The following is a 23,079-nucleotide window of genomic DNA, read 5'->3' on the forward strand; positions in this document are numbered from 1 at the left end:
AAAGTACAAGAAATTATGAGGAGGAATAAGTATGGGGCTTCAGTCAACGTTTGAAGTGAGAGAAGAAGTGTTGATTGTAAGGCTTTCAGGAGAGCTTGATCACCATGCAGCTGAAAGTCTGAGAGATAAATGGAAAGATATGATGTATTCTACATCGATTCGTCACGTTATATTAAACCTTGAAAATGTAACGTTTATGGATAGCTCCGGTATTGGTGTTGTTTTAGGGAGATATAAAGAAGTGCTGCAACTGGGTGGAGAAATGGTTGTATGCTCGATTACACCATCAATCAAACGTTTGTTTGAAATGTCTGGATTGTTTAAGATAGTAAGGCTGGAGGAGAATGAAGGGTTTGCTTTAGAAACATTGGGGGTGGCTTCATGAAGAATGAGATGGTTGTTGAATTTTCCAGCAGAAGTGAAAATGAATCGTTCGCGAGGGTAACGGTGGCTGCTTTTATTACTCAACTAGACCCTACGATGGAAGAAATAACTGAGATTAAAACAGTTGTTTCCGAAGCGGTTACGAATGCTATTATTCACGGCTATAACAATGAGCCTGATCATATGGTTTATATTAAATGCACCATTAACAATGGAGATATTGAATTAGTGATAAAAGATAATGGTGCAGGAATTGACGATCTGGATAAGGCAAGAGAACCTTTATATACATCGAAACCTGAATTAGAGAGATCTGGCATGGGTTTTACAATTATTGAGAATTTTATGGATTCAATTGAAATCACCTCTTCACCTTCTGAGGGAACTACGCTACATTTAACAAAGCAGCTTTCTAAAACAAAAACGGTATATAATTAGGGATGCACGCTATGAACGTAAATGTAAAGAAGAATAAGCGTGATGAGTCTCTTAAGGATGAGCAGGTGAAGGATTATATTTTCAGAAGCCAGCAAGGGGATAAAGAAGCGAGAGACTTTTTGGTAGAGAATAATGTAAGACTTGTTTGGTCTGTAGTTCAGCGGTTTATTAATCGGGGATATGATCCGGATGATTTATTTCAGATAGGTACTATCGGCTTGATTAAATCAATCGATAAGTTTGATTTATCTTATGACGTGCGATTCTCTACTTATGCCGTTCCAATGATTATAGGAGAGATCCAGCGTTTTATTAGAGATGATGGCAGTGTAAAGGTAAGTCGTTCATTAAAGGAAATTGGAAATAAAGTTCGTAAAAAGAAGGACGAATTGACCAAACAATATGGTCGTTCCCCTACCATTAATGAGATTGCAGAAGCATTGGAAATAACTCCTGAAGAGGTTGTACATGCACAAGAAGCAGCCAAATCCCCTCATTCTATTCATGAAACGGTATTTGAGAATGATGGGGATCCAATCACACTCATTGATCAGATTGCAGAGCAGGATACTAGATGGTTTGATAAACTTACATTAAAAGAGGCAATTAAATCACTAAATGAGAGGGAAAGGCTAATCATTTTCCTCCGATATTACAAAGACCAAACGCAAACAGAAGTTGCTGAGAGGTTAGGCATCTCCCAAGTTCAAGTCTCTCGTTTAGAGAAGAAAATATTAAAAGACATGAAAACAAATATGGGATCATAAGAACCATCACATGTGTGGTGGTTTTTTTGTGGTCTAGGAAATTATAAATTGAACGACCTGTGGATATTTCTTATCATGAAGAAAAGCCACGTCCGGCTCCAACGCCAAGCAACTAGCAGATCTTTTGGTGGGGCGAGCATTGCGCAGTCCCAAACTTCACACTCCTCCACTACGATAACGTTCAACTTAGTTGAACTTCCTTAATCCAGTCATAGGTTGCGCCGACTAAAACCGGCTTCCGCCAACGTCGGCGTACCCCATAAAGGGGCATGTTTCCTTTATCTCATTGCGGGTAAGAGAAGTTCCGACTAAGAACGCCACATCATGTGGCACGTCGAACCACCCCACGTCCTGTGGCGCGCAGTTTGTACGCTGCTAAACGGGCGCTTACGCCATTGTTGTGGAAGGAATATTCACTAAATCTGCTTTCGATTGACATTTTAAGGTGGTGAATAGGACATACTGAGGATAAATTTAATCCTACAAACAAATACTATCCATAAGTGATTAGGAAGGATGAGGATTTGTCTTGACAAATATCGTCTATTTAAGAGTAAAGAAAAGTGTAGAGATTCCTTACTTAAAAGAAATACGTTTGGAGGACATTGCCTTTGTTTCCACGAATGACCCTAAGCTCAAGAAAAGATTAGAGGAAATCCCATTATACCGAATGACTAAAAAGGATAACAACCTTGTAGTGATTGACAGTTTCTTAATTGTTGAGCATTTAACTGCTCTATACCAGGATATTGATATCCAGCTAATAGGTCCAACGCAGTCAATTGTAAGAGTTTCACCGAAGAGTAAAAAAACTGCAGTGCCAATCTTGGTAGTTGTTTGGATATTATTATTTATTGGTACGTCGATGACCATCATGAATTTTCATTATGATGTAAGTATGCAGGAAGTGCATCAAAAACTCTATTATCTGCTCACTGGGGAGAGAAACGAATACCCTTTATGGATTCAAATCCCATATTCATTTGGTCTAGGAATTGGTACGTTATTATTCTTTAACCACTGGTTTAATAAAAGATTTAACGAAGAACCTAGTCCGCTTGAAGTGGAGATATATAACTATCAACAAGACCTCGATCATTATCTAAACCATTATGAGAATAAATATAATGGTCGGAATCATACTCCTTAATCTGCTTCAGATTGTAATTGGATTTAGCGGAGGTCTTGCAGTAGGCGGAGGATTTGTTGCATTTATAACTGTATTAGGGATTATTCCTAGATTAATTCAACTCAGTAAAACAAATAACTATATAAAAGTATATAGTGGCTGCGTTATTCTTGGTTTGTTATTCGGTTCTTATTTATCCTTTGCGGATGTAAATTTAAACCATCCTGTTATCCTGCTCTTTATATGGGGGATGTTTCATGGAATATTTAATGGAATGCTGGCCGCAGCATTAACAGAAGTATTAAATGTGTTTCCTATTCTTTCAAGAAGAATTCGTGTAGATAGAAATCTCTTATTGTTATTGATGGCAATCATGTTCGGAAAAATATTTGGTTCTCTTTTTCAATGGTTATATTTTGTGAAACTGTAACAAAGAGTGGAGTGGTACACTGTGGAGCATACTAAAAACAAAATTCCGGTATCTTCGAATATAATGCAAAATAAATCTTATATGGAGGAACGGCTTGGAATAGGTGTGTCTTTCGACATAGGATTTCGTGAGATTATAATTTTAAAAAAGAAAGTTCAGATTTATTATGTAACTGGCCTTTGTGATACCTCAGTGATTCAAGAACTGATGAAAAAGCTGATTGAGATTAACGACTTTGAAAGTAATATAAGAAAGCTTCCAGAAATTATTGAAAATAGGTTAGTTCATCAGCAGGTTGATCCTTTGCAAACCATGGATGAAATATCTGATCAGATTTTATCAGGCTTGGTTGCTATATTTGTGGATGGATCTAGAACAGCCTTAATAGTGGATGTTAGAAAGTATCCAGGAAGAACCCCTGAAGAACCAGATACTGAAAAAGTTATAAGAGGGTCTCGTGATGGTTATACAGAAAATATTATTGAAAATACTGCTTTAACGCGAAGAAGGCTGCGAGATGAGAGACTCAGGCATGAGATGTTAAAGGTTGGAGAGCGGTCCAAGACAGATGTCTGTATTAGTTATTTGCAGGATATTGCTGACGATGGATTAGTAAAATATATCAAGGATAAGATTAGTGAGATTAAAGTTGACGGAGTAACGATGGCAGATAAAACAATAGACGAATTCTTTATTGACCGAAAGTGGAATCATTATCCGTTAGTTAGATACACAGAACGCCCTGATGTGGCTGCAAGCCATTTGTTAGAAGGACATGTCTTAATTATCGTGGATACCTCACCAAGTGTTATTATTCTGCCAACGACTTTTTTTCACCACTTACAGCATGCTGAGGAGTACCGGCAAACGCCAGCGGTTGGGACGTTCGTTCGTCTTATTCGGTACCTAGGGGTGTTTGCTTCTCTATATTTATTACCACTATGGTTGCTGTTCGCTATGGATCCTACATTGTTACCTAAGGAACTTGCTTTCATTGGAATTAATGAAGAAGGAAATGTTCCTATCGTTTTACAGATAATACTTGCCGAGATTGGAATAGAATTTTTAAGAATGGCCGCCATTCATACGCCAACTCCGTTATCCACTTCGATGGGGCTAATAGCTGCCGTATTAATTGGCCAAATCGCTATTGACGTTGGCTTATTTAGTCCTGAGGTAATCTTATATGTTGCAGTAAGTGCAATTGGAACATATGTGACACCAAGCTATGAATTAAGTGTTGCTAATAAACTTACTAACTTATTCTTAATTCTTGCTGTAGGATTCTTTGGTGTAATTGGTTTTGTTGTAGGATTTTCAATACAGCTATTGTATTTAGTGAATCTAAAATCATTAAAAACACCATTTTTATGGCCTTTCCTTCCATTCAATTCAAAAGCTATTATGCATATTTTCTTGCGTATTCCGGTTCCATATTCCAATGAAAGACCAAGTATTGTTCACCCTAAGAATAATTATCGCCAGCCAAAACGAAAGAGCTAAGGTATTCGCTCTTTCGTTTTCTTCTTCATTATGATAAAGTATTTTTATCGTGCAAGGACCTGAATGCTGGGAGCTCACCTTGTTGTGTGCAATCAGCCGGAGAACATTAGATTTAGGGGGAAAAAATTATGATAATAGATCGTCATCCATTTCCGGTTAATTCACTTGGCCACTTAGAAATTGGTGGTATAGACACAGTTACTCTTGCAGAAAAATACGGAACCCCGCTTTATGTTTATGATGTTTCGATTATTAGGAAAAATGCAAGGGATTTTGTCCAAGCATTTGATCAGTTAGGAGTAAAATCAAAAGTTGCTTATGCAAGTAAAGCCTTTTCATCTATTGCAATGCTGCAGGTAGCGAAACAAGAAAATCTTTGTTTAGATGTTATCTCTGAGGGAGAATTATTCACTGCATTAAAAGCGGATTATCCAACGGAGCGAATACATTTACATGGAAACAATAAAAGTGTTTCTGAATTAACCATGGCAATTGAAAATAATATTGGATGTATTGTTGTCGACAATTTTCGTGATATAGAATTACTTGATAGATTAACTGCTGAGCATGGGAAGGACGTTCATGTACTCATGCGCGTAACTCCTGGTGTAGAATCCCATACCCATGAATATATTATGACAGGTAATGAAGATTCAAAATTTGGATTTAACTTACAAAACGGACAAGCAAAGGAAGCTTTTGAGCGTATCCTGCAAGTGGACAGGATTCATTTGGACGGTCTTCATTGTCATATCGGTTCGCAAATATTTGAAACTGACGGTTTTAAAGTAGCAATCGATATGCTTTTCCAAGAGATTAAGAAATGGAAGGAGCAATATAATTATGTTCCTGAAGTCTTAAATCTGGGGGGAGGATTTGGAATTCGATATACAAAGGAGGATGAACCACTTCCACACCGTGTTTATGTAGAGGGGATGGTGGAAGCTGTTCAGCAACAAGTTGAAAGTTTGGAGATTCCGATGCCCGAAATATGGATTGAACCAGGTAGATCTATTGTAGGTAACGCAGGGATTACACTTTATTCTATTGGCTCTATTAAAAACATACCGGGAATAAGAACGTATGTCTCTGTCGATGGAGGCATGACGGATAATATCCGGCCGGCACTTTACCAGGCTAAGTATGAAGCTATTATAGCCAATAAAGCAACTGAGCCAACGATAGAAACAGTTTCCATTGCTGGAAAGTGTTGTGAATCTGGTGACATGTTAATATGGGATTTACCAGTGCCATCCGTAGAAGCTAATGATATACTTGCAGTTTTCTCTACTGGAGCGTATGGGTATTCCATGGCCAGTCACTATAATCGCCTACCGAATGCGGCGGTTGTTTTTGTAGAAGATGGCGTGGATAAATTAGTAGTACGCAGAGAAACATACGAAGATATATTAAAAAACGATCTGTCTTATCTTTAAGATGAAGTAATTCACTTTTCTGCTTTTTCTTTAAATATATTACGAAGTCGTTGTACCTGACAATTTTATTTACGAATTTGCGCTAAATAAAGGCTAAAGAAGACTTATTGTTTCATTCAGTTAACCATTTAGTAACCAAGGAAATGATATTAGTTGAAAAGAACTTGTGACATGGTAAAATTAATACGAAGTAGAAGAACAAGTTATTTCAGACTGATCGATAAATTTACCGATAAGGGAGATAAAATAAATGGCAAAAACAGGTTATATCTTAATGGAAAATGGAAATAGAATTGAATTTGAACTATATCCAGACGCAGCACCAGGAACGGTAGCTAATTTTGAGAAGCTGGCAAATGAAAAGTACTATGACGGATTAACTTTTCACCGTGTTATTCCAGGATTTGTTAGTCAAGGTGGATGTCCAATAGGTAATGGTACTGGAAATGCTGGATATACCATTAAATGTGAAACGGAAGGAAATCCTCATAAACATGTAGAGGGATCTTTATCTATGGCCCATGCTGGTCGAGATACAGGAAGTTCTCAATTCTTTATCGTTCATGAGCCACAACCGCATTTAAATGGAGTGCATACTGTTTTTGGACAGGTTACTTCTGGGATTGATTATGCTAAAGCAATGCAAAATGGGGACGTAATGAAGGAAATTAGAGTATCAGAATAGATCCTGATTAATCTTTTATGATTATATTATTGTTCTTTTATTTATTATTGATCGTTTCGCCTATTAGTATTTTTTTTCATGAGTTAGGACATGCAATTGGAGCAATGAAAGTAAAGGCAAATTCTGTTTCCTTAACAATTGGAATGGGCGAAAAGCTTTTCTCACTTTCAATGAGGAATTTGAGTATAGTCATTAATAAAATGTACTTTATGGGAGGAGTTACGAAAAGCAACCGTAATTCTGACTATAAAGTGCATGAACAAGTACTTATTAGCTTAATGGGCCCGTTTGCGAATGGTGTCTTATCTATCATTCTACTTATATTATATTTTTATTTCCCAAATCCAAATCTTTATTTTGAAATAGGAATTGGATTTAACATATGGCTGTTTATAACGAATCTCCTCCCAATACGCATTAGAGGAAAGAGTACAGATGGCTATTTAATCCTTGAAGCACTATCCACAAAACATGAATAGATGTATTAATATCATTTAATCTGGAAATAATAGAATCATATGCTTTTGGTTTAATTGTAGAAAATACATATCTACTCGTTATTACTGAACTAAGATATTCACCATAGGCTATGACTAATGCTGAGTTATCTAAATATCGTTATTTGACAAACGGATAAATTAGTGCCATTAATATAAATATACTTCTTCACTTTAATCAAAATAAGTAAGCAATTATTAAGAGGGGTTTATATGTTAATTCGTTTTAAGAAAAATTTAGAAAAAATAGCGATGGGTTTACTGTCCTTTATGCCGGATGAAAAGAAAGACGTAAAGAGATTGCAGTTTACTATTAAAGAATATGAAGCAAACCCAGATTGGCAATTGTTCTTATGGAAAGAGGACGATGATGTCCTAGGAGCTATTGGAATCAGAATAGAAGATAATAAAGATGCAATTATTCAACATATTTCAGTGAATCCATCTCATCGGAATCAGGGATTGGGAAAAAGAATGGTAAATGAGTTGAAGCAGCAGTTTTTAGACCAGTATAATATATATCCTGCTGATGAAATTAGAGAGTTTTACAGTAAATGTAATGATAAGCAATCGGAGCCTAATGAGCAGTAGTAAAAACCAGCCCAAATTTGGGCTGGTTTTTAACTGGGATATTTATTGCAGGTTAACTTGCCTTAAGAAACCCGCCATTTAGGATTCAGGAATTTGAAGAAGGCAACTGTTTCTTGTCAAATTCCTGATTCTATCAAGCCTGCGATTCCTTTTTGTGATACTAACCGCTCAGTGGGGTTCTACCCCTCTGAGCGAAGATTCACTTTACCTTAATACCAAGCTGCACCAACAATAATTAGAAGAATGAACAATACTACGATTAACGCAAAGCCAGTGTTGTAACCACCTGCACTCATAACTCAATTCCTCCTTTGTTATCTTCTTTATATAAATGCTTTGTAATAGCATTTATCTTACGTTAATAATTTATGATTTTATGAGGCTCTTTGTATGGGCGAATAGGAGATTTTTAAAACGAATGGAGGTGGCTTATAAAATGAGTCATACTTATCAAGTTAAATTAGATACATTTGAAGGGCCGCTTGATTTGTTATTGCATCTGATTAACAAATTCGAGATTGATATTTATGATATCCCTATGGCTGAGATTACTCATCAGTATATGGATTATATACATACCATGCAAAAATTAGAATTAAATGTAGCTAGCGAATACTTAGTGATGGCAGCCACTTTAGTTGCGATTAAAAGTCAAATGCTTCTACCCAAGCAAGAGATATTAGATGAAGTAGAAGAGGAATACATGGAAGACCCGCGAGAAGAACTAATTGGACGGTTAATTGAATATCGCAAGTATAAAGAAGCGGCTAGTAAGTTACAAGAAAAGGAATTGGAAGAAAGCCATCTATTCACACGTGCACCTGTTGTTTTTGAAGAATTAACTGAGGAGAAACCGATAGTTAAAAAAGGGGATCTCTCTGTTTATGATATGCTCCATGCACTAGGTAAAATGTTTCAGCGTAAGAAATGGGATGAGCCATTGGATACAAAAATAAGCCGGGCGGAAATTCCGATTGAAGAGCGGATGAAAGATGTACTTAATGTGGTAAAAACATCAAAAAATGGAGTTGCTTTTGATAGTCTGTTTCCATTTCCGTCCAGAACCCATATCGTTGTTACGTTTATGGCCTTATTGGAGTTAATGAAAAACAACTCGGTTTATTGTGAACAGGAGAACAACTTTGAAACATTATATGTGTTTTACGCGGAGGATTAAAAAGTGGAAATACTAGAATTAAAAGGTGTAGTCGAAGGATTATTGTTTGCAAGCGGTGATGAGGGAATCTCCCTCCATCAATTATGCAAACTACTTGAGGTCTCTGAAGAAACAGCTACTCATATAATTAATGAGTTGAAATTTGATTATGAACGTTCAGATAGAGGAATAATGATTATACAATCCCATGATATTCTTCATTTAACTACGAAGCCTGAGCATAGCAGATTTTACAAGAAGCTGATAGAAGTTCCGCCGACCTCTAAACTGTCGCAAGCTGCACTGGAAACTTTGGCAATTATAGCTTATAGACAACCAATTACTAGAACAGAGATTGAGGAAATACGTGGTGTGAAAAGTGACAGACCCGTTCAAACATTGCTCGCTAGATTGCTAATAGAGGAAATAGGGAGAAAAGATAGTATTGGAAGACCGATACTATATGGAACATCAAAAGAGTTCTTAACTTTTTTTGGTCTAACATCACTGGAGGAACTGCCGCCATTGCCAGAAACCGATCAAACCGAGGAAATAAATCAAGAAGCCGATCTATTTTTCGAACGTTTTAGTGAAGAAATACAAAATGATTAAAACAACTTACATTTTCTTAATGTAGGTTTTTTTGCTTTATGTATTTTTTAAATGTAAAAGATGGGTAGACTGCGAAACTATTTAATTCAGTAAATTGATGCTAAAAATATCTGGAAACACCTGGAGTTATGCGCTGGTGATTTCCGCTACGGGCAGTACGCTTTCCGCGGGCAACGCCTCAGCCTCGGGCCAACAGGACGTTGGTTACAAAGGCGTTGCCACAGGACGTGGCGTTCTTAGCCTTTGATCCTTCTCACTTCCTGCGGGGTCTTCGGCTGTTGCTTTTCCCGCAGGAGTCGACTGCCCTCCGCTACAATCACTTCATGTAATTAGGACGTGTTTCCACTATCTAATGTCTACAGATTAAAAAGCACAATTCAGCGGAGGAAATACACGGAGACTCCTGCGGGATGAAAAGCCTAGGTGAGACCCCGCAGTGCGTTAGCACGAGGAGGCTCAGCAGCGCCCGCGGAAAGCGTAGTGTATTTCCGCAGCGGTTTTACCCACTATCTCGCATTAAATTAATTAACATTTTCTATTAACTGCGTATGATTAAGAATAACAAGTTATGTGAAAGGGGTATTTCGTTGTAAAGAATTTCATTATTATTATCACGTTGCCTGCCTTTTAGGCATATGTTACCGGGGAGGCGATGATTTTGGATAATACGATGTCATACTTAAAGGAATTAGAATCCTGGGTAAATGAGGTTCAAGGACTTCTTGGCAATGCCAAGTTAGATGATAACCAAAGTAAATTATGGAGAAATCAATTAGATGAATTAAAGGACGAGGTGAAACGTTTAAAAGCTAAAGAAGTGATTACGGAAAAAGAAATTATCTCTTTACAAAATAAAGGAAAGCAAATAAGCAATCGGTTCATGTATCATAACGAAAAAAGAGTAATTGCTTATGGAGAGCATAAGCTTCCACCATTGCCGTATGAATATAATGCATTAGAACCCTATATAAGTGAGGAAATAATGCGCCTTCATCATGACAAGCATCATCAATCCTATGTAGATGGATTGAATCGAGCTGAAAAGAGATTATATCTGGAGGAAACAAATAAAGAAACGTTGAAACATTGGTTACGTGAACAAGCATTTCATGGTTCTGGGCATTATCTGCATTCCATTTTCTGGAACAATATGACTCCACGTTCAACTAAGAAACCAGTTAAAGAGATAAAAAGACAAATAGAAATGGACTTTGGATCATGGGAGCAATTTAAGAATAAATTCTCTGATGTTGCGAATTCTGTAGAAGGAGTAGGATGGGCGATATTATTCTGGAATCCTCCAAGTAACAGATTAGGGATACAATCAGTTGAAAAACATCAGTTATTTAATATAGCAGATTCTATTCCCTTGCTTGTATTGGACGTTTGGGAACACGCATATTATCTGCAATATCGAACAGGAAAAGATAAGTACATCGAAAATTGGTGGAATATTGTGAATTGGAATGATGTTAACCAGCGTCTCTTAAATGCTAAACATCTATAAATTATATTTTTATAGCAAATAATATTTTTATAGCGAATCCTCCTATTGCAGCGAGATTTTGTTTTTGTTCATATGCTTCGAAGTCTTGCATAAAATGATTATTGACACCAATACAGTGGGAGGATTCTAAACATGAGGTATATAAAGCTCGTTATATTATTATTACTGGTACAACTGATTTACCCATCTATTGGACAAGCAGCTCCCAGTGTATCAGCCAATAATGCAGTCTTAATCGAACAAACAACTGGAAGAGTTTTGTATGAAAAAGCTGCACATGAACAACAGTCTATTGCCAGTATTACAAAGATAATGACTGCAATTATTGCAATTGAATCGGGTATGATGGAGGAAAAAGCCACAGTTAGTAGAGATGCGATCTATACAGAAGGATCTTCGATTTACTTAGAACAGGGAGAGAAAATTACTATTGAAGATTTAGTATACGGATTAATGCTTCGTTCTGGTAATGATTCTGCTGTTGCAATTGCTGAACATATAGGGGGAAGCTTAGATGGCTTTGTGTACTTAATGAACGAGAAGGCAAAATGGTTAGGAATGACGAACACTCATTTTGATAATCCGCATGGTTTAGATTCGGACAACCATTATTCCAGTGCATATGATATGGCTATCCTTATGCGTTATGCAATGGAAAATAAAACTTTTCAGAAGATTTCAGGTACGACATCCTATCAATCAGAAAATCGATCTTATAGCTGGCGTAATAAAAATAAACTTTTAACTCAGCTTTATGATTATTGTACAGGTGGAAAAACGGGATACACTAAGAAAACTGGCAGGACATTAGTTTCTACAGCTAGCAAAGATGGTATGGACTTAATTGCAGTTACTTTAGATGCTCCTGATGATTGGAATGATCATATTTCTATGTTTGAGTATGGTTTCCAGCAATATAAAATGGATTCGATTTCGGAAGATGGATTTGCCGAATTCCGTATAAAAGATATAAGTAAAAATATTGTTGGATACTTAAATGAGGAAATTAAGTATCCTCTAACAGAAAGCGAAGCATCCAGTTTACAAGTAAAAAATTATATTTTAAAGGAACCAGAAGATGAAACGATCGGAAAGCAACTTTTTTATTTGGAAGATACTTTAATTGCGGAGGCCCCTATATACTCTAAACAGCAAGCGGAAAGACAACCCACCATGCTCTCCGATATGCTATCTTTCTATAATGAGCTGGTAGGAAAGTGATAATATGGTAAATGTTATTTGGGCGTTTATGGCGATGGTTGGCATTATATTTGCGATGTTTAACGGAACGATGGAGGAGGTAAATAAAGCTTTATTTGAGAGTGCAAATGACGCAGTTAAACTGTCTATTGGATTAATTAGTATTCTAGTATTTTGGCTAGGGATTATGAAAATAGCAGAGGAAGCGGGTATTCTAAAACAACTTACGCGACTTTTAAGACCGATAGTAGCAAGATTGTTCCCGGAAATACCAAAGGACCATCCTGCCCTTGGATACATTTTATCCAATTTCACAGCAAACATTTTCGGTCTTGGGAATGCAGCAACTCCCCTAGGTATAAAAGCAATGGAACAACTGAAGGAATTAAGTGGTGACGATAAAGCTTCCCGCTCTATGATTACATTTCTTGCTATTAACACAGCGGGATTAACCTTAATTCCTACTACTGTGATTGCTATTCGTATGCAGTATAACTCGGCAGCTCCTACCGAAATTGTGGGTACTACCATTATGGCAAGTTCATTTACATTGATTAGTGCATTGCTTTTAGATCGATTCTTTTATTATCGAAGTAAGAGGAGGAAGGATTAATGGGTATTTTTACAGCAATAAGCACTTGGATTATACCAATTTTCCTACTTATTGTCCTCTTGACTGCAACACTAAAAAAAGTTCCTGCATATGAATTATTTGTGGAGGGAGGAAAAGAAGGCGTAAAAATAGCATTTTCTTTACTTCCTTTTTTAGTAGGAATGCTCGTATCTATATCTATTTTAAGAAGCTCAGGAGCACTTGAAGCTATAATTCAACTTATTTCTCCTTTTTTACTATGGGTTGGGGTGCCACCAGAAATCGTCCCATTGGCACTTGTCAGACCAATATCTGGCAATGCGGCACTTGGTGTAACGACGGAGTTAATCGCTACACACGGCCCAGACTCTTTTCTAGGTCGATTGGCTTCTACTATGCAGGGCAGTATGGATACCACTCTATATATTCTTACTGTATATTTTGGTGCAGTAGGAATTAAGAAAATGGGTTATGCCTTAAAAGTTGGACTTTTAGCAGATTTAGTTGGTATAATTATGTCTATCATAATCGTTACCCTTGTATTTGGATAAGACGAAAAGCTAGCGTTAACGAATCGTTAACGCTATTATTATGTATATAAAAAATGATAAGCATGGTGATAAAATGACAAATAACCAAGAAAGATTACAGAAGGTAATTGCTCAAAGTGGAGTTACTTCAAGAAGAAAAGCAGAAGAGCTTATTCTAGATGGAAAAGTAAAAGTGAATGGAAAGGTTGTTCTTACATTAGGAACAAAAGTATCTCCGAACGATAAGGTCGAGGTAAATGGTGTTCCTTTAGAAAAAGAGCCGCCAGTTTATTATCTTCTGTATAAGCCTCGCGGAGTTATTTCCAGTGTGAAGGATGATAAGGGAAGAAAGGTAGTAACAGACTTATTAAGTGATGAGATCACGGAGCGGGTGTTTCCAATCGGCCGACTGGACTATGACACTTCTGGTGTGATTTTATTGACCAATGATGGAGAATTCGCTAATTTGCTGATGCACCCAAGTCATAAAATCGATAAAGTCTATGTGGCAAAAATAAAAGGAATACCAACGAAAACAGAATTATTACAATTAAGGAAAGGTGTTAAATCTGGGCAAGACGTTTTAAAAGCTGTCCAATATAGAATAATCTCCTCAGATAAAAAGGCAAATACGACATTAATCGAGCTAACACTTCATCAAGGAAAAAATCGTCATGTAAGAAGAATGATGGAAGAAATTGGTTACCCGGTGCAGAAGCTAAAAAGGGAAAAATTTGGTTTCTTGACGGTTGAAGGATTAACTCCTGGCGAGTATCGCCCATTAAACCCTAAAGAAATAAAGCAAATGAGAAATTTGGCACAATAAGAATTGTTAAATAATAGTCAAATTTTCGAGAATGCTTAGGTGGTATAATGGCAAAAGGAGAGTGATTAACAATGGGGATTGAAGAGGCAAAGATTAAAAAACATAAGAAAAAAAGAAATCGCTTTATCTTTCGTATCAGTATATTGGCTGTCTTAGTGGGTGCGACAATTTTTGCACTTGTATCTAACTCGAGGGCAGATAACACGATTTACCGTGCGGGAGATCAAGCACCTGATTTTCAACTGCAACAAATAAATGAAAACAATGAATGGGAGACAATTCAATTAAGTGATTTTAAAGGCAAAGGTGTAATGCTGAACTTCTGGGGAACTTGGTGTAAGCCTTGTGAAGCGGAGATGCCATATATGCAATCTCTATATCCTGAGTACGAAGAGAAAGGTATAGAGATTATTGCTGTTAGTTTAGATAATACCAAACTAGTTGTCGATCGATTTATCGATAAATATGATTTAACTTTTCCTATACCACATGATGTAACCGGCGAAGTAAGGGATTTATATAAAATCGGGCCAATACCAAGCTCTATTTTCATTAATCCAGAAGGGGAAATAGAAACGGTTGTTAATGGTGCTTTAACATTAGATAGATTAGAAGGCTATTTACAAGAGATACAACCGAAGTAAAATACATAAATCTATTGTGAGGGGTAAACATGAAAGAAGTTAAATGCGATTGTGGGCATATTAACCCGCATGGTACAGTTCTTTGTGAATCTTGTGGGAAACCGATAGAGGGCAATCAGCATATCGATGGAAATGACAATCATAAGCTATTGAATATGAGGTATGACGGTACAGCAAGACGTTCACAAACCTATAATAAATCCATCATCGATAAGATATGGAGTTTTTTCTCTTCTGTAAAAGTTGGGGTATGGTTAATTATACTAGCTTTGATTGCGTCTATTATAGGAACGATCTTTCCACAGGAAATGTACATACCAGCAGAAGCACCTAACCGTGACCCGGCAGTATTTTATGAGGATCAATATGGTATTTTAGGACTGATTTATTACCAACTAGGATTCCACAATTTATATAGTTCTTTATGGTATATGATTCTCATTGCACTTATTGGAGTTTCTTTAGTTATTTGCAGCTTAGATCGATTTGTTCCACTATATAAAGCATTACGTAATCAAAAGCCGCGGAAGCATAAGTCGTTTTTATCGAGACAACGCTTGTATAGTGAGTCAGACGCCATTTCGGAAGAAGACTATCAACTTATCAAAAAAAATCTGAAGAAAAATCGCTATAAAATAGTAGAAGAAAATGGGCATTTATTGGCTGAAAAAGGCAGGTTTTCACGGTGGGGTCCATATGTTAATCATATTGGCCTTATTATTATATTACTAGCCGCTATTTTACGTAGCATCCCTTTATTCTATATGGATGAATACGTATGGGTTAGAGAAGGGCAGCAAATCGTTATTCCTGGTACAGAAGGACAGTATTATATCGAAAATAAAGACTTTATTTTAGAAACACATGATGAAAACGATGAGCGATTTCGTGAAGCAATTATGCAGGAGGGTTCCGTTCCTAGTAATTTCCAAACCGATGTTGTAGTCTACAAAGCGGAAAAATCAATTCCAGGAGCAAAGCCTGAACTTAATGCAATCTTGGATGATTCTATACAAATGAATGCTCCGGTCAAGTTTGATGGATACTCAATATATCAACAAGGCTATCAGCTAAACGAGTTTACTAATATGACTTTTAAATTACATAAAACAGAGGATGCAGAAGAAGAAGCACTTGCTACTTTTACAGTTGATTTAACAGAGCCTGAATCACAATATGAATTGGACAATGGTTATCGCGTAATATTGGATCAATATTATCCGGATTATTATTTAGATGACAATGGAGAGCCTGCATCTGAGACAAACTTCCCAAGAAATCCAGCGTTTGTTTTTATTGTATATCCTCCAGATAACACTGAACCGGAAGTCAGTTTTCTAGGGATTGGTAGAAATATAGATGCTACTGGTGCAAACGAATATAAACTAGGAATTTTGGATTTCGAAATGCATGATGTAAGTGGATTAATCGTAAAATACGACCGCTCTTTACCATTCTTCGGGATTGGGGCAGCTATCTTTATGATAGGGGTAATACAAGGGATGTATTGGCAGCATCGAAGAGTTTGGTTGAATCGAAATGAAAATGGAGTGTTGATGGCCGCTCATACGAATAAAAACTGGTATGGTATTAAAAAAGATATAGAGAAAGCGATTCAGAATACTGATATCAAAATGGTGGAAGATCAACAGGAATTAGATGAAAAGGGCTGATTTTCTATTCTTTCAGATAGGCAGTTTAAAAGATTCGTAGAGAAGTGGATTTCATCTTGACGTCTTTACGTCCTATGTATGTGAAAAACAATCTCATTTGCTAAAAGACAAGCACTTGGTAAGTTTTTCAAATGGTCAAACAAACGAGGAGGATTTGGGAATGGAATTACTTAATATTAGTAGTACAGCGCTTTTTATTGCCTTTTTACTCTATTTAATTGCAACACTTTTCTTCGGCGCAACTATTCGGGATAAACGCACAGATAATAAAAAGGGAATCGCAGGAAAAGTTGCAATTACATTAACCATTATTGGTTTTATATCTCAATTAGTATATTTTATAACGAGATGGATGGTAACAGGGCATGCACCAGTGAGCAACTTATTCGAATTCACTACTTTCCTTGGTATGGCACTTGTACTAGGATTTATCATTTTATACGCATACTATAGATTGAGTTTTTTGGGTTTATTTGCATTACCAATAGCTATGATTATAATTGCTTATGCAAGTATGTTTCCGACAGAAGTCGCCCCATTAGTACCTTCCTTGCAGAGTAATTGGTTAACGATTCACGTGACAACCGTGGCAATCGGACAAGGTATCTTAGGGATAAGTTTTGTTGTTGGATTAATGTACTTAATTAAACAAGTTGATCAAACAACTAGAAATAAGAAGAATACTTGGTTAGAAATTGTTCTTTATATATTATTTTTATTCATTGGATTTATAGTTATTACAAGTTCATTTAATTTTGCTAATTACCGTGCAGAATTTGAATATCCTTTAGGCAATCAAATTGCTACAACTGAATATCACTTGCCAGCTATAGCTGGACCGAATGAAGGTGTTTTATTAACAGATGGTGCCTTCAGTCCTTTATTTGAAACGCCAGCATGGTTTCAAGGTGAGGATGCTGGAAGCAAGTTTAATACGTTAATCTGGTCTATACTTGCTGGTACTGTATTATATGGCATTGTTCGCTTGATAATAAGGAAGAGAATTGGAGCTGCTCTACAACCATTACTTCGGAATGTAAAAGCTGATTTATTAGATGAAATCGAGTATCGATCTGTAGCGATTGGTTTCCCGGTATTTACCTTGGGAGGATTAATATTTGCTTCGATCTGGGCGGAAATCGCTTGGGGAAGGTTTTGGGGTTGGGACCCTAAAGAAGTGTGGGCACTCATTACCTGGTTCTTCTATGCTGCATATTTACATTTGAGATTATCCCGCGGATGGCATGGAGAGAAATCTGCATGGTTAGCGGTAATCGGATTTGGAATTATTATGTTTAATTTAATTGTGGTAAATCTTGTTCTAGCAGGATTACACTCATATGCTTAGTATTTTAATGAAACGGGATATCTTATATATGGTATCTCGTTTTAATATAATGTAGTCAGTCAGGATCCTCCGACTATAATGATGCATAGGCATTTAAAAGACAGGAAGAATTGACTTGAATGTTTTTTGTTAAAGATTAGTTAGGTATAAAGTTAACATTCAAGACCTAATATAAGTACACATATTCAGGGAGGAGATGCAGAAGATGCATTACTTATACATTTGAAGGTTTTTCAGTTATAATTGCTGTAATTGATTGTTGAATTAGGGGGATTCTCATGGAACAAGAAACTAGAATATTAGTTGTAGACGATGAAGAAAGAATTAGAAGATTAATTCGCATGTATTTAGAGCGAGAAGACTATATTGTGGAAGAAGCAGAGAATGGGAAAGAAGCACTGGATAAGGCTTTGGCGACCGATTATGATGTTATTGTATTAGATATAATGATGCCAGAAATGGATGGTATCGAGGTATGTCAGGCACTAAGAAAAGAAAAAACAACCCCTGTTATTATGTTAACAGCAAAAGGTGAAGAAGCGAACCGAGTACAAGGGTTTGAGGTAGGAGCCGATGATTATATCGTCAAGCCGTTCAGTCCTAGAGAAGCGGTATTACGGGTAAAAGCTATACTCCGCAGAGTAACTCAAACATCTTATAACGATCAGGATACGGCATCTAAAAATATTCTTGTTTTTCCTCATATTACAATTGACAATGATGCGCATCGTGTTACGGCGGATGGGGAGGAAGTGAGTCTTACTCCTAAAGAGTATGAATTACTTTGCTTCTTGGCTAAGTCACCGGATAAGGTTTTTAACCGAGAACACCTTTTGAAAGAAGTATGGCAATACGAATTTTTTGGTGACCTGCGTACAGTAGATACACATGTGAAAAGATTAAGAGAAAAATTGAGCAAAGTATCCAAAGAAGCCGCGAAGATGATTGTAACGGTTTGGGGTGTCGGCTACAAGTTTGAGGTAGATGATAAGTAATGTTCTGGCGAAGTGTAGTAGGTAAACTTGCGGTTACAATTATTTTTTTAGTTTGCTTTGTATTATTTATCCTTTCCATTTTCTTATTGCAATTCTTTGAGAATTTACATATTGATAACGCTGAGAATGATATGATGCAAATGGCGACTAAGATATCATATCTGGTTGATCAACAAGAAGATCATGCATTCATTGAAGAAACGACTGAGTTGATTAAAGACCCGTCCAGCCGCATTGCTATCATCTATCCTAATGGTGAAATGTGGGTATCCGGAACAGCTGATGAATCACTTCAAGCTTTTCAAAAAAGCTGGCTGCAAAATAGTGATGATTTGACAGAAGTACTCACTGAAGATCAGCAAGTAAAGAAGGAGATTATTCTTCCTGATAGTGACGTCGAAGTTATCATGGTTGGAACGCCTATATTGAATAATGGTGGTGTATTTGTTTACCATTCGTTAGACATGATTGATCAAACAAGAACGGAAACAAGTAAAATTATCTTTCTTGCTGCAGGGGTCGCTATTATTCTAACTACTTTTTTTGCAGTGTTTCTCTCTACACGTATCACTTCTCCATTAATTAAAATGCGAGAGGCTGCTCATGAGCTAACAAAAGGTGAATTTAATACGAAAGTGCCAATTCTTACACATGATGAAATTGGGGACTTAGCTATTGAATTTAACCGAATGGGTAGGCAATTGAAATTCCATATAAATGCATTACGTCAAGAGAAAGAACAATTCTCCAGTATTGTAAGTTCTATGGCAGATGGAGTTGTTACGCTTAACCGAAATGGTGATATGATTGTTACAAATCCACCAGCTGAGAAGTTTATTGAAGATTGGTATTTTGAACACAATATGACAATAAATTCGAATAACCCTAAGTTACCTCACGAATTACACGAGGTCCTGCAAGAAGTTATTGGTGGAGAGAAGAAAGTATTGAAAGAAATTATAATTCAAGGCAGGAACTATGTAATGCTCATGACCCCTTTATATGATGGCACTCATGTACGTGGAGCAGTTGCGGTTATTAGAGATATGACAGAAGAACGAAGATTGGATAAATTACGGAAAGATTTTATTGCAAATGTTTCTCATGAACTACGTACACCGATTTCTATGTTACAAGGTTATAGCGAGGCCATAGTTGACGATATTGCAGAAAGCAAAGAGGAAAAGAATGAATTAGCAAAAATCATTCATGAAGAATCCTTAAGGATGGGCAGATTAGTTAATGATTTGCTTGATTTGGCTAGAATGGAAGCAGGACATATTCAACTTAATAGGGAAATAGTAGAAATGGACAGTTATGCCGAAAGAATTCTTCGCAAATTTCAAGGCATCGCAAATGATAGTCATATTAAATTAACAATTGATAAACAAATAGAAGTTGAAACAGCTCATATCGATATAGATAAGGTAGAACAAGTTTTAACAAATTTGATTGACAATGCATTGCGACATACAAGTGAATTTGGATATGTACATGTATCACTTAAAAATACTAAAAAAGAGTTGTTAGTTTCCGTAGAGGATAATGGTAGTGGTATTCCTGAGGAAGACTTACCATTCGTATTTGAGCGATTTTATAAGGCTGATAAATCGAGAACAAGAAACGCCAAAAAGAAAGGAACTGGTTTAGGACTAGCTATTGCGAAAAATATAGTAAGTGCGCACAATGGCACCATTAATGTGAAAAGTAAATTAAATCAAGGTACGACATTTACTTTTAGAATCCCTAACCAAACAATGAATTAGAGTCACTAGATAAAGCTTCGTTTAATTTTAGCTAACTCTCTCTAAATACGAAGAGTTAGCTATTCTTATCTTAAAAATAAAGGACGTGTTCTCAGTGAAGAAATTATTATTATTCTTGTTTATTATTATATTAAGTATCCTTGTTGCATGTACGGAAGACAACAAGGATACAGAAAGTAATATTCGAGTAACAACAACAGATACCTCAAGTGGGGATGAGGTAGAAAGTGGACATGCTAGAATTACGATATCACTTTATGATGGTGAGCAGTATCTGTCAGAACTCGAAGTCCCAATAGAGGACGGTACGTTATTATTAGATGTCATGGAAGAAAATTTCTATATTGAAACAAATGATAATGAAACCGAGATTACTTCAATTGAGAGAATGGCTGAAAGCGAAGAAGAGAAAACCAACTGGACATATACCGTAAATGGAGAAACTCCTTCTGTTACGGTAGATGAATATGAATTATCTTCTGGAGATAAGATTATCTTTGATTTAAAAGAGTTAAAATAAGTTTATAATGGTAATTATTCAATCCATTGTAACCATTTATAGTATAAAACGACAAATATGGTGACCGGAGGATCGTTATGGAGCCCGTCTTTGATCAATTTTATGAAAAATACCATCAAGACTTATTTCAATTTGTATTTTATATGGTAAAGGATAGAGAGGTAACAGAAGACCTCGTTCAGGAAATTTATATAAAGGTATTAAAATCATATTCTTCTTTTAAGGGAGAAAGCAGTGAAAAGACGTGGTTATTCTCTATAGCTAGACATGTAACATTTGATTATTTTCGTTCACAGAAAAGAAAAAGAAATAGAATCATGGACTTTTTTGATTGGGGAGAGAAAGGCGAATCAATCCCCGATCAAAATGCAAAACCTGAGGAACTAGCGATACAATCGGATGAACTCAGAAGAATTTATCAATTGTTGGATAAATGTACGGTTGATCAAAAGAGTGTTTTAATATTACGTTTTATTCAATCCTTCTCAGTTCAAGAAACGGCTAAAATATTAAACTTTAGTGTTAGTAAAGTAAAAACCACACAACATCGAGGTTTAAAAGCTTTAAGGAAGCATTTAGATGAGATGGATCAGAAAGGAACGGAAAAATAATGAAAAAAGAGGATTGGAAAGACAAGGAAATTAGGAAGTTACTTCAAGAAATGCCAAAAGTAACAGATGAAATTCCGAAAGTAATATTGTATGAGCAAATCTCCAAAAAATTAACCGATGATAAACCAGCAAAAAATCAAAAAATAAAGTTAATCCCCGTTTTTACTACATTAGTGGCTATCTTTCTATTGAGTGTTATTCCCTTCTTGATAAATGATAGGAATCAGATTGCGAACAATTATGCTCTTGACTACAAAGATATGGAAAATACCAATGAATCAACGGAGATTATGATAAGTGAAGATTCATTAGAAAAGTCAGGAGAAGAGAGCACAATAGCAGACTATCATGATTCGACAGAATTAGAAATGGGTGACTTAGAGACAATAAAAGATTCAAATGTTGTTCATTCTGTGGGTAACGATTCAAGTATTGTCTTTGCTGCTGTTGCTGATAAGCAATTCCAATATGTAATACCAGTCTCTTTTATTGTTCCTAATAAAAATAGTTTAAATGAAAATTATAAGCAATTAGACAATTATATGAAGGAAGAAGGCTTTTCATCTGAATATTTATTCGAGGGCGCTTCTTATGAAATAGAGCCTGAGAATAAAGAAGTGAAAATTCAATTACCTACAAATTTTTCCATAGATAGCTCTGCAGAAGCCAATTTATTTAAAGATATCATTCAAACGATGTTTTCCCCATATGGAATAGAGAAAGCTGTTCTGATTTCAGAAGGAGAAGAACCAATAGATTTAGGTCCTATTGGTCAAATAAATGAGTTACGCATTCAAGAGAGCAATAAAGCTAGTTACAAATTATATAATAGTGAATACCTTGTACCTGTGCCTCATCAACTGGAAAACAACATTAGTGACGCTATCATGGAAATGAAAAACAGTGAAGAAGCATTCAATCTCACTAAGACGATTCCTGATTCTATTCATTTTTCTGTTGAATCATTTGATTCAGAGCTCGATTTGTTCTATACAGGGGACTCAGTAATAGAAGAAACAGAAGAATCAATTACGATGATTGAGGCAATTTTAATGACTGCCAAAAGCTATGGATTTGAAACGGTCAGATTTAATGAGATGGGGATTGATGCGATTGGTCATTATAATATGAATGAACCAATCCAAGTTCCGACTGCTGTCAATCCAATAGTCAAATAAAAGAAAAGAAGGTGTCCTAACAACTACCCTTTGGTGACACCCTTTTTTGTTTGCTTTTTAG

At 36.2% G+C, this 23,079-nt stretch carries 26 protein-coding genes; 25 read left to right on the forward strand and 1 reads right to left on the reverse strand.

Annotated elements, in window-relative coordinates:
* The first annotated feature begins 31 nt into the window (after positions 1 to 31).
* The 10 genes from spoIIAA to D8M04_RS02480 all read left to right on the forward strand — a co-directional run bounded on the left by spoIIAA (position 32) and on the right by D8M04_RS02480 (position 7,860).
* Positions 32 to 385, forward strand: a complete 354-nt coding sequence (spoIIAA, locus tag D8M04_RS02435) for an anti-sigma F factor antagonist (RefSeq protein ID WP_121521059.1) — start codon at positions 32 to 34, stop codon at positions 383 to 385.
* On the forward strand, positions 382 to 822 hold the full coding sequence (gene spoIIAB, locus D8M04_RS02440; RefSeq protein WP_121521061.1) for an anti-sigma F factor: 441 nt from the start codon (positions 382 to 384) through the stop codon (positions 820 to 822). The genes spoIIAA and spoIIAB overlap by 4 nt, the downstream gene beginning before the upstream one ends.
* Before the next feature lie 11 nt (positions 823 to 833).
* A complete protein-coding gene (gene sigF, locus D8M04_RS02445) occupies positions 834 to 1,589 on the forward strand; it encodes an RNA polymerase sporulation sigma factor SigF (RefSeq protein WP_121521063.1) in 756 nt (251 codons plus the stop codon).
* 529 nt (positions 1,590 to 2,118) lie between these two features.
* Entirely contained in the window at positions 2,119 to 2,739 is a 621-nt protein-coding gene (locus D8M04_RS02450) for a stage V sporulation protein AA (protein ID WP_121521065.1), read from the forward strand.
* Positions 2,717 to 3,148 (forward strand): stage V sporulation protein AB, encoded by a 432-nt coding sequence (locus D8M04_RS02455; protein WP_121521067.1) that lies wholly within the window; start codon positions 2,717 to 2,719, stop codon positions 3,146 to 3,148. Before D8M04_RS02450 ends, D8M04_RS02455 begins: the two co-directional genes overlap by 23 nt.
* Positions 3,149 to 3,211: 63 nt before the next feature.
* Complete coding sequence (locus tag D8M04_RS02460; protein ID WP_121521685.1) at positions 3,212 to 4,651, forward strand: spore germination protein; 1,440 nt, start codon at positions 3,212 to 3,214, stop codon at positions 4,649 to 4,651.
* Positions 4,652 to 4,779: 128 nt separating this feature from the next.
* Positions 4,780 to 6,087, forward strand: coding sequence for a diaminopimelate decarboxylase (gene lysA / locus D8M04_RS02465; protein WP_121521069.1), 1,308 nt, complete (start codon positions 4,780 to 4,782; stop codon positions 6,085 to 6,087).
* Positions 6,088 to 6,337: 250 nt separating this feature from the next.
* On the forward strand, positions 6,338 to 6,772 hold the full coding sequence (locus D8M04_RS02470) for a peptidylprolyl isomerase (protein ID WP_121521072.1): 435 nt from the start codon (positions 6,338 to 6,340) through the stop codon (positions 6,770 to 6,772).
* 17 nt (positions 6,773 to 6,789) lie between these two features.
* On the forward strand, positions 6,790 to 7,251 hold the full coding sequence (locus D8M04_RS02475; protein WP_121521074.1) for a M50 family metallopeptidase: 462 nt from the start codon (positions 6,790 to 6,792) through the stop codon (positions 7,249 to 7,251).
* A 231-nt stretch (positions 7,252 to 7,482) separates the two neighbouring features.
* Complete coding sequence (locus D8M04_RS02480) at positions 7,483 to 7,860, forward strand: GNAT family N-acetyltransferase (RefSeq protein ID WP_121521076.1); 378 nt, start codon at positions 7,483 to 7,485, stop codon at positions 7,858 to 7,860.
* A 209-nt stretch (positions 7,861 to 8,069) separates the two neighbouring features.
* Here D8M04_RS02480 and D8M04_RS02485 read toward each other — a convergent pair whose 3' ends face one another.
* The gene (locus D8M04_RS02485; protein ID WP_121521078.1) at positions 8,070 to 8,156 is read right to left on the reverse strand and encodes a YjcZ family sporulation protein; all 87 of its coding nucleotides are present in this window, start codon (positions 8,154 to 8,156) and stop codon (positions 8,070 to 8,072) included.
* Positions 8,157 to 8,296: 140 nt separating this feature from the next.
* On the opposite strand from D8M04_RS02485, the gene D8M04_RS02490 reads away from it, so the two are divergent.
* From D8M04_RS02490 to D8M04_RS02560, 15 genes are all read left to right on the forward strand, one after another.
* A complete protein-coding gene (locus tag D8M04_RS02490) occupies positions 8,297 to 9,037 on the forward strand; it encodes a segregation/condensation protein A (RefSeq protein WP_121521080.1) in 741 nt (246 codons plus the stop codon).
* Positions 9,038 to 9,040: 3 nt separating this feature from the next.
* Positions 9,041 to 9,628 (forward strand): SMC-Scp complex subunit ScpB, encoded by a 588-nt coding sequence (scpB, locus tag D8M04_RS02495; protein ID WP_121521082.1) that lies wholly within the window; start codon positions 9,041 to 9,043, stop codon positions 9,626 to 9,628.
* 652 nt (positions 9,629 to 10,280) lie between these two features.
* Complete coding sequence (locus D8M04_RS02500) at positions 10,281 to 11,135, forward strand: superoxide dismutase (protein ID WP_187695394.1); 855 nt, start codon at positions 10,281 to 10,283, stop codon at positions 11,133 to 11,135.
* 132 nt (positions 11,136 to 11,267) lie between these two features.
* Positions 11,268 to 12,356 (forward strand): D-alanyl-D-alanine carboxypeptidase family protein, encoded by a 1,089-nt coding sequence (locus D8M04_RS02505; RefSeq protein WP_121521084.1) that lies wholly within the window; start codon positions 11,268 to 11,270, stop codon positions 12,354 to 12,356.
* A 4-nt stretch (positions 12,357 to 12,360) separates the two neighbouring features.
* Positions 12,361 to 12,948, forward strand: a complete 588-nt coding sequence (locus tag D8M04_RS02510; protein ID WP_121521086.1) for a nucleoside recognition domain-containing protein — start codon at positions 12,361 to 12,363, stop codon at positions 12,946 to 12,948.
* On the forward strand, positions 12,948 to 13,478 hold the full coding sequence (locus D8M04_RS02515) for a spore maturation protein (RefSeq protein WP_121521088.1): 531 nt from the start codon (positions 12,948 to 12,950) through the stop codon (positions 13,476 to 13,478). The genes D8M04_RS02510 and D8M04_RS02515 overlap by 1 nt, the downstream gene beginning before the upstream one ends.
* Before the next feature lie 73 nt (positions 13,479 to 13,551).
* Positions 13,552 to 14,283: a pseudouridine synthase gene (locus tag D8M04_RS02520; RefSeq protein ID WP_121521090.1), complete on the forward strand. Its 732-nt coding sequence runs from the start codon at positions 13,552 to 13,554 to the stop codon at positions 14,281 to 14,283.
* Positions 14,284 to 14,354: 71 nt separating this feature from the next.
* Positions 14,355 to 14,927: a thiol-disulfide oxidoreductase ResA gene (resA, locus tag D8M04_RS02525; RefSeq protein WP_121521092.1), complete on the forward strand. Its 573-nt coding sequence runs from the start codon at positions 14,355 to 14,357 to the stop codon at positions 14,925 to 14,927.
* Positions 14,928 to 14,956: 29 nt separating this feature from the next.
* Complete coding sequence (resB, locus tag D8M04_RS02530; RefSeq protein ID WP_121521094.1) at positions 14,957 to 16,600, forward strand: cytochrome c biogenesis protein ResB; 1,644 nt, start codon at positions 14,957 to 14,959, stop codon at positions 16,598 to 16,600.
* Positions 16,601 to 16,760: 160 nt separating this feature from the next.
* A complete protein-coding gene (ccsB, locus tag D8M04_RS02535; RefSeq protein ID WP_121521096.1) occupies positions 16,761 to 17,948 on the forward strand; it encodes a c-type cytochrome biogenesis protein CcsB in 1,188 nt (395 codons plus the stop codon).
* A gap of 278 nt (positions 17,949 to 18,226) precedes the next feature.
* The gene (locus D8M04_RS02540; RefSeq protein ID WP_121521098.1) at positions 18,227 to 18,943 is read left to right on the forward strand and encodes a response regulator transcription factor; all 717 of its coding nucleotides are present in this window, start codon (positions 18,227 to 18,229) and stop codon (positions 18,941 to 18,943) included.
* Complete coding sequence (locus D8M04_RS02545; protein ID WP_121521100.1) at positions 18,943 to 20,709, forward strand: ATP-binding protein; 1,767 nt, start codon at positions 18,943 to 18,945, stop codon at positions 20,707 to 20,709. The genes D8M04_RS02540 and D8M04_RS02545 overlap by 1 nt, the downstream gene beginning before the upstream one ends.
* Before the next feature lie 94 nt (positions 20,710 to 20,803).
* On the forward strand, positions 20,804 to 21,229 hold the full coding sequence (locus D8M04_RS02550; protein WP_121521102.1) for a DUF4430 domain-containing protein: 426 nt from the start codon (positions 20,804 to 20,806) through the stop codon (positions 21,227 to 21,229).
* 77 nt (positions 21,230 to 21,306) lie between these two features.
* Positions 21,307 to 21,840: an RNA polymerase sigma factor SigX gene (gene sigX / locus D8M04_RS02555; protein ID WP_121521104.1), complete on the forward strand. Its 534-nt coding sequence runs from the start codon at positions 21,307 to 21,309 to the stop codon at positions 21,838 to 21,840.
* Positions 21,840 to 23,018: a hypothetical protein gene (locus tag D8M04_RS02560; protein ID WP_121521106.1), complete on the forward strand. Its 1,179-nt coding sequence runs from the start codon at positions 21,840 to 21,842 to the stop codon at positions 23,016 to 23,018. Before sigX ends, D8M04_RS02560 begins: the two co-directional genes overlap by 1 nt.
* Positions 23,019 to 23,079: the final 61 nt, after the last annotated feature.

The organism is Oceanobacillus piezotolerans, from assembly GCF_003665065.1.
GTDB classification, from domain to species: domain Bacteria; phylum Bacillota; class Bacilli; order Bacillales; family Amphibacillaceae; genus Oceanobacillus; species Oceanobacillus piezotolerans.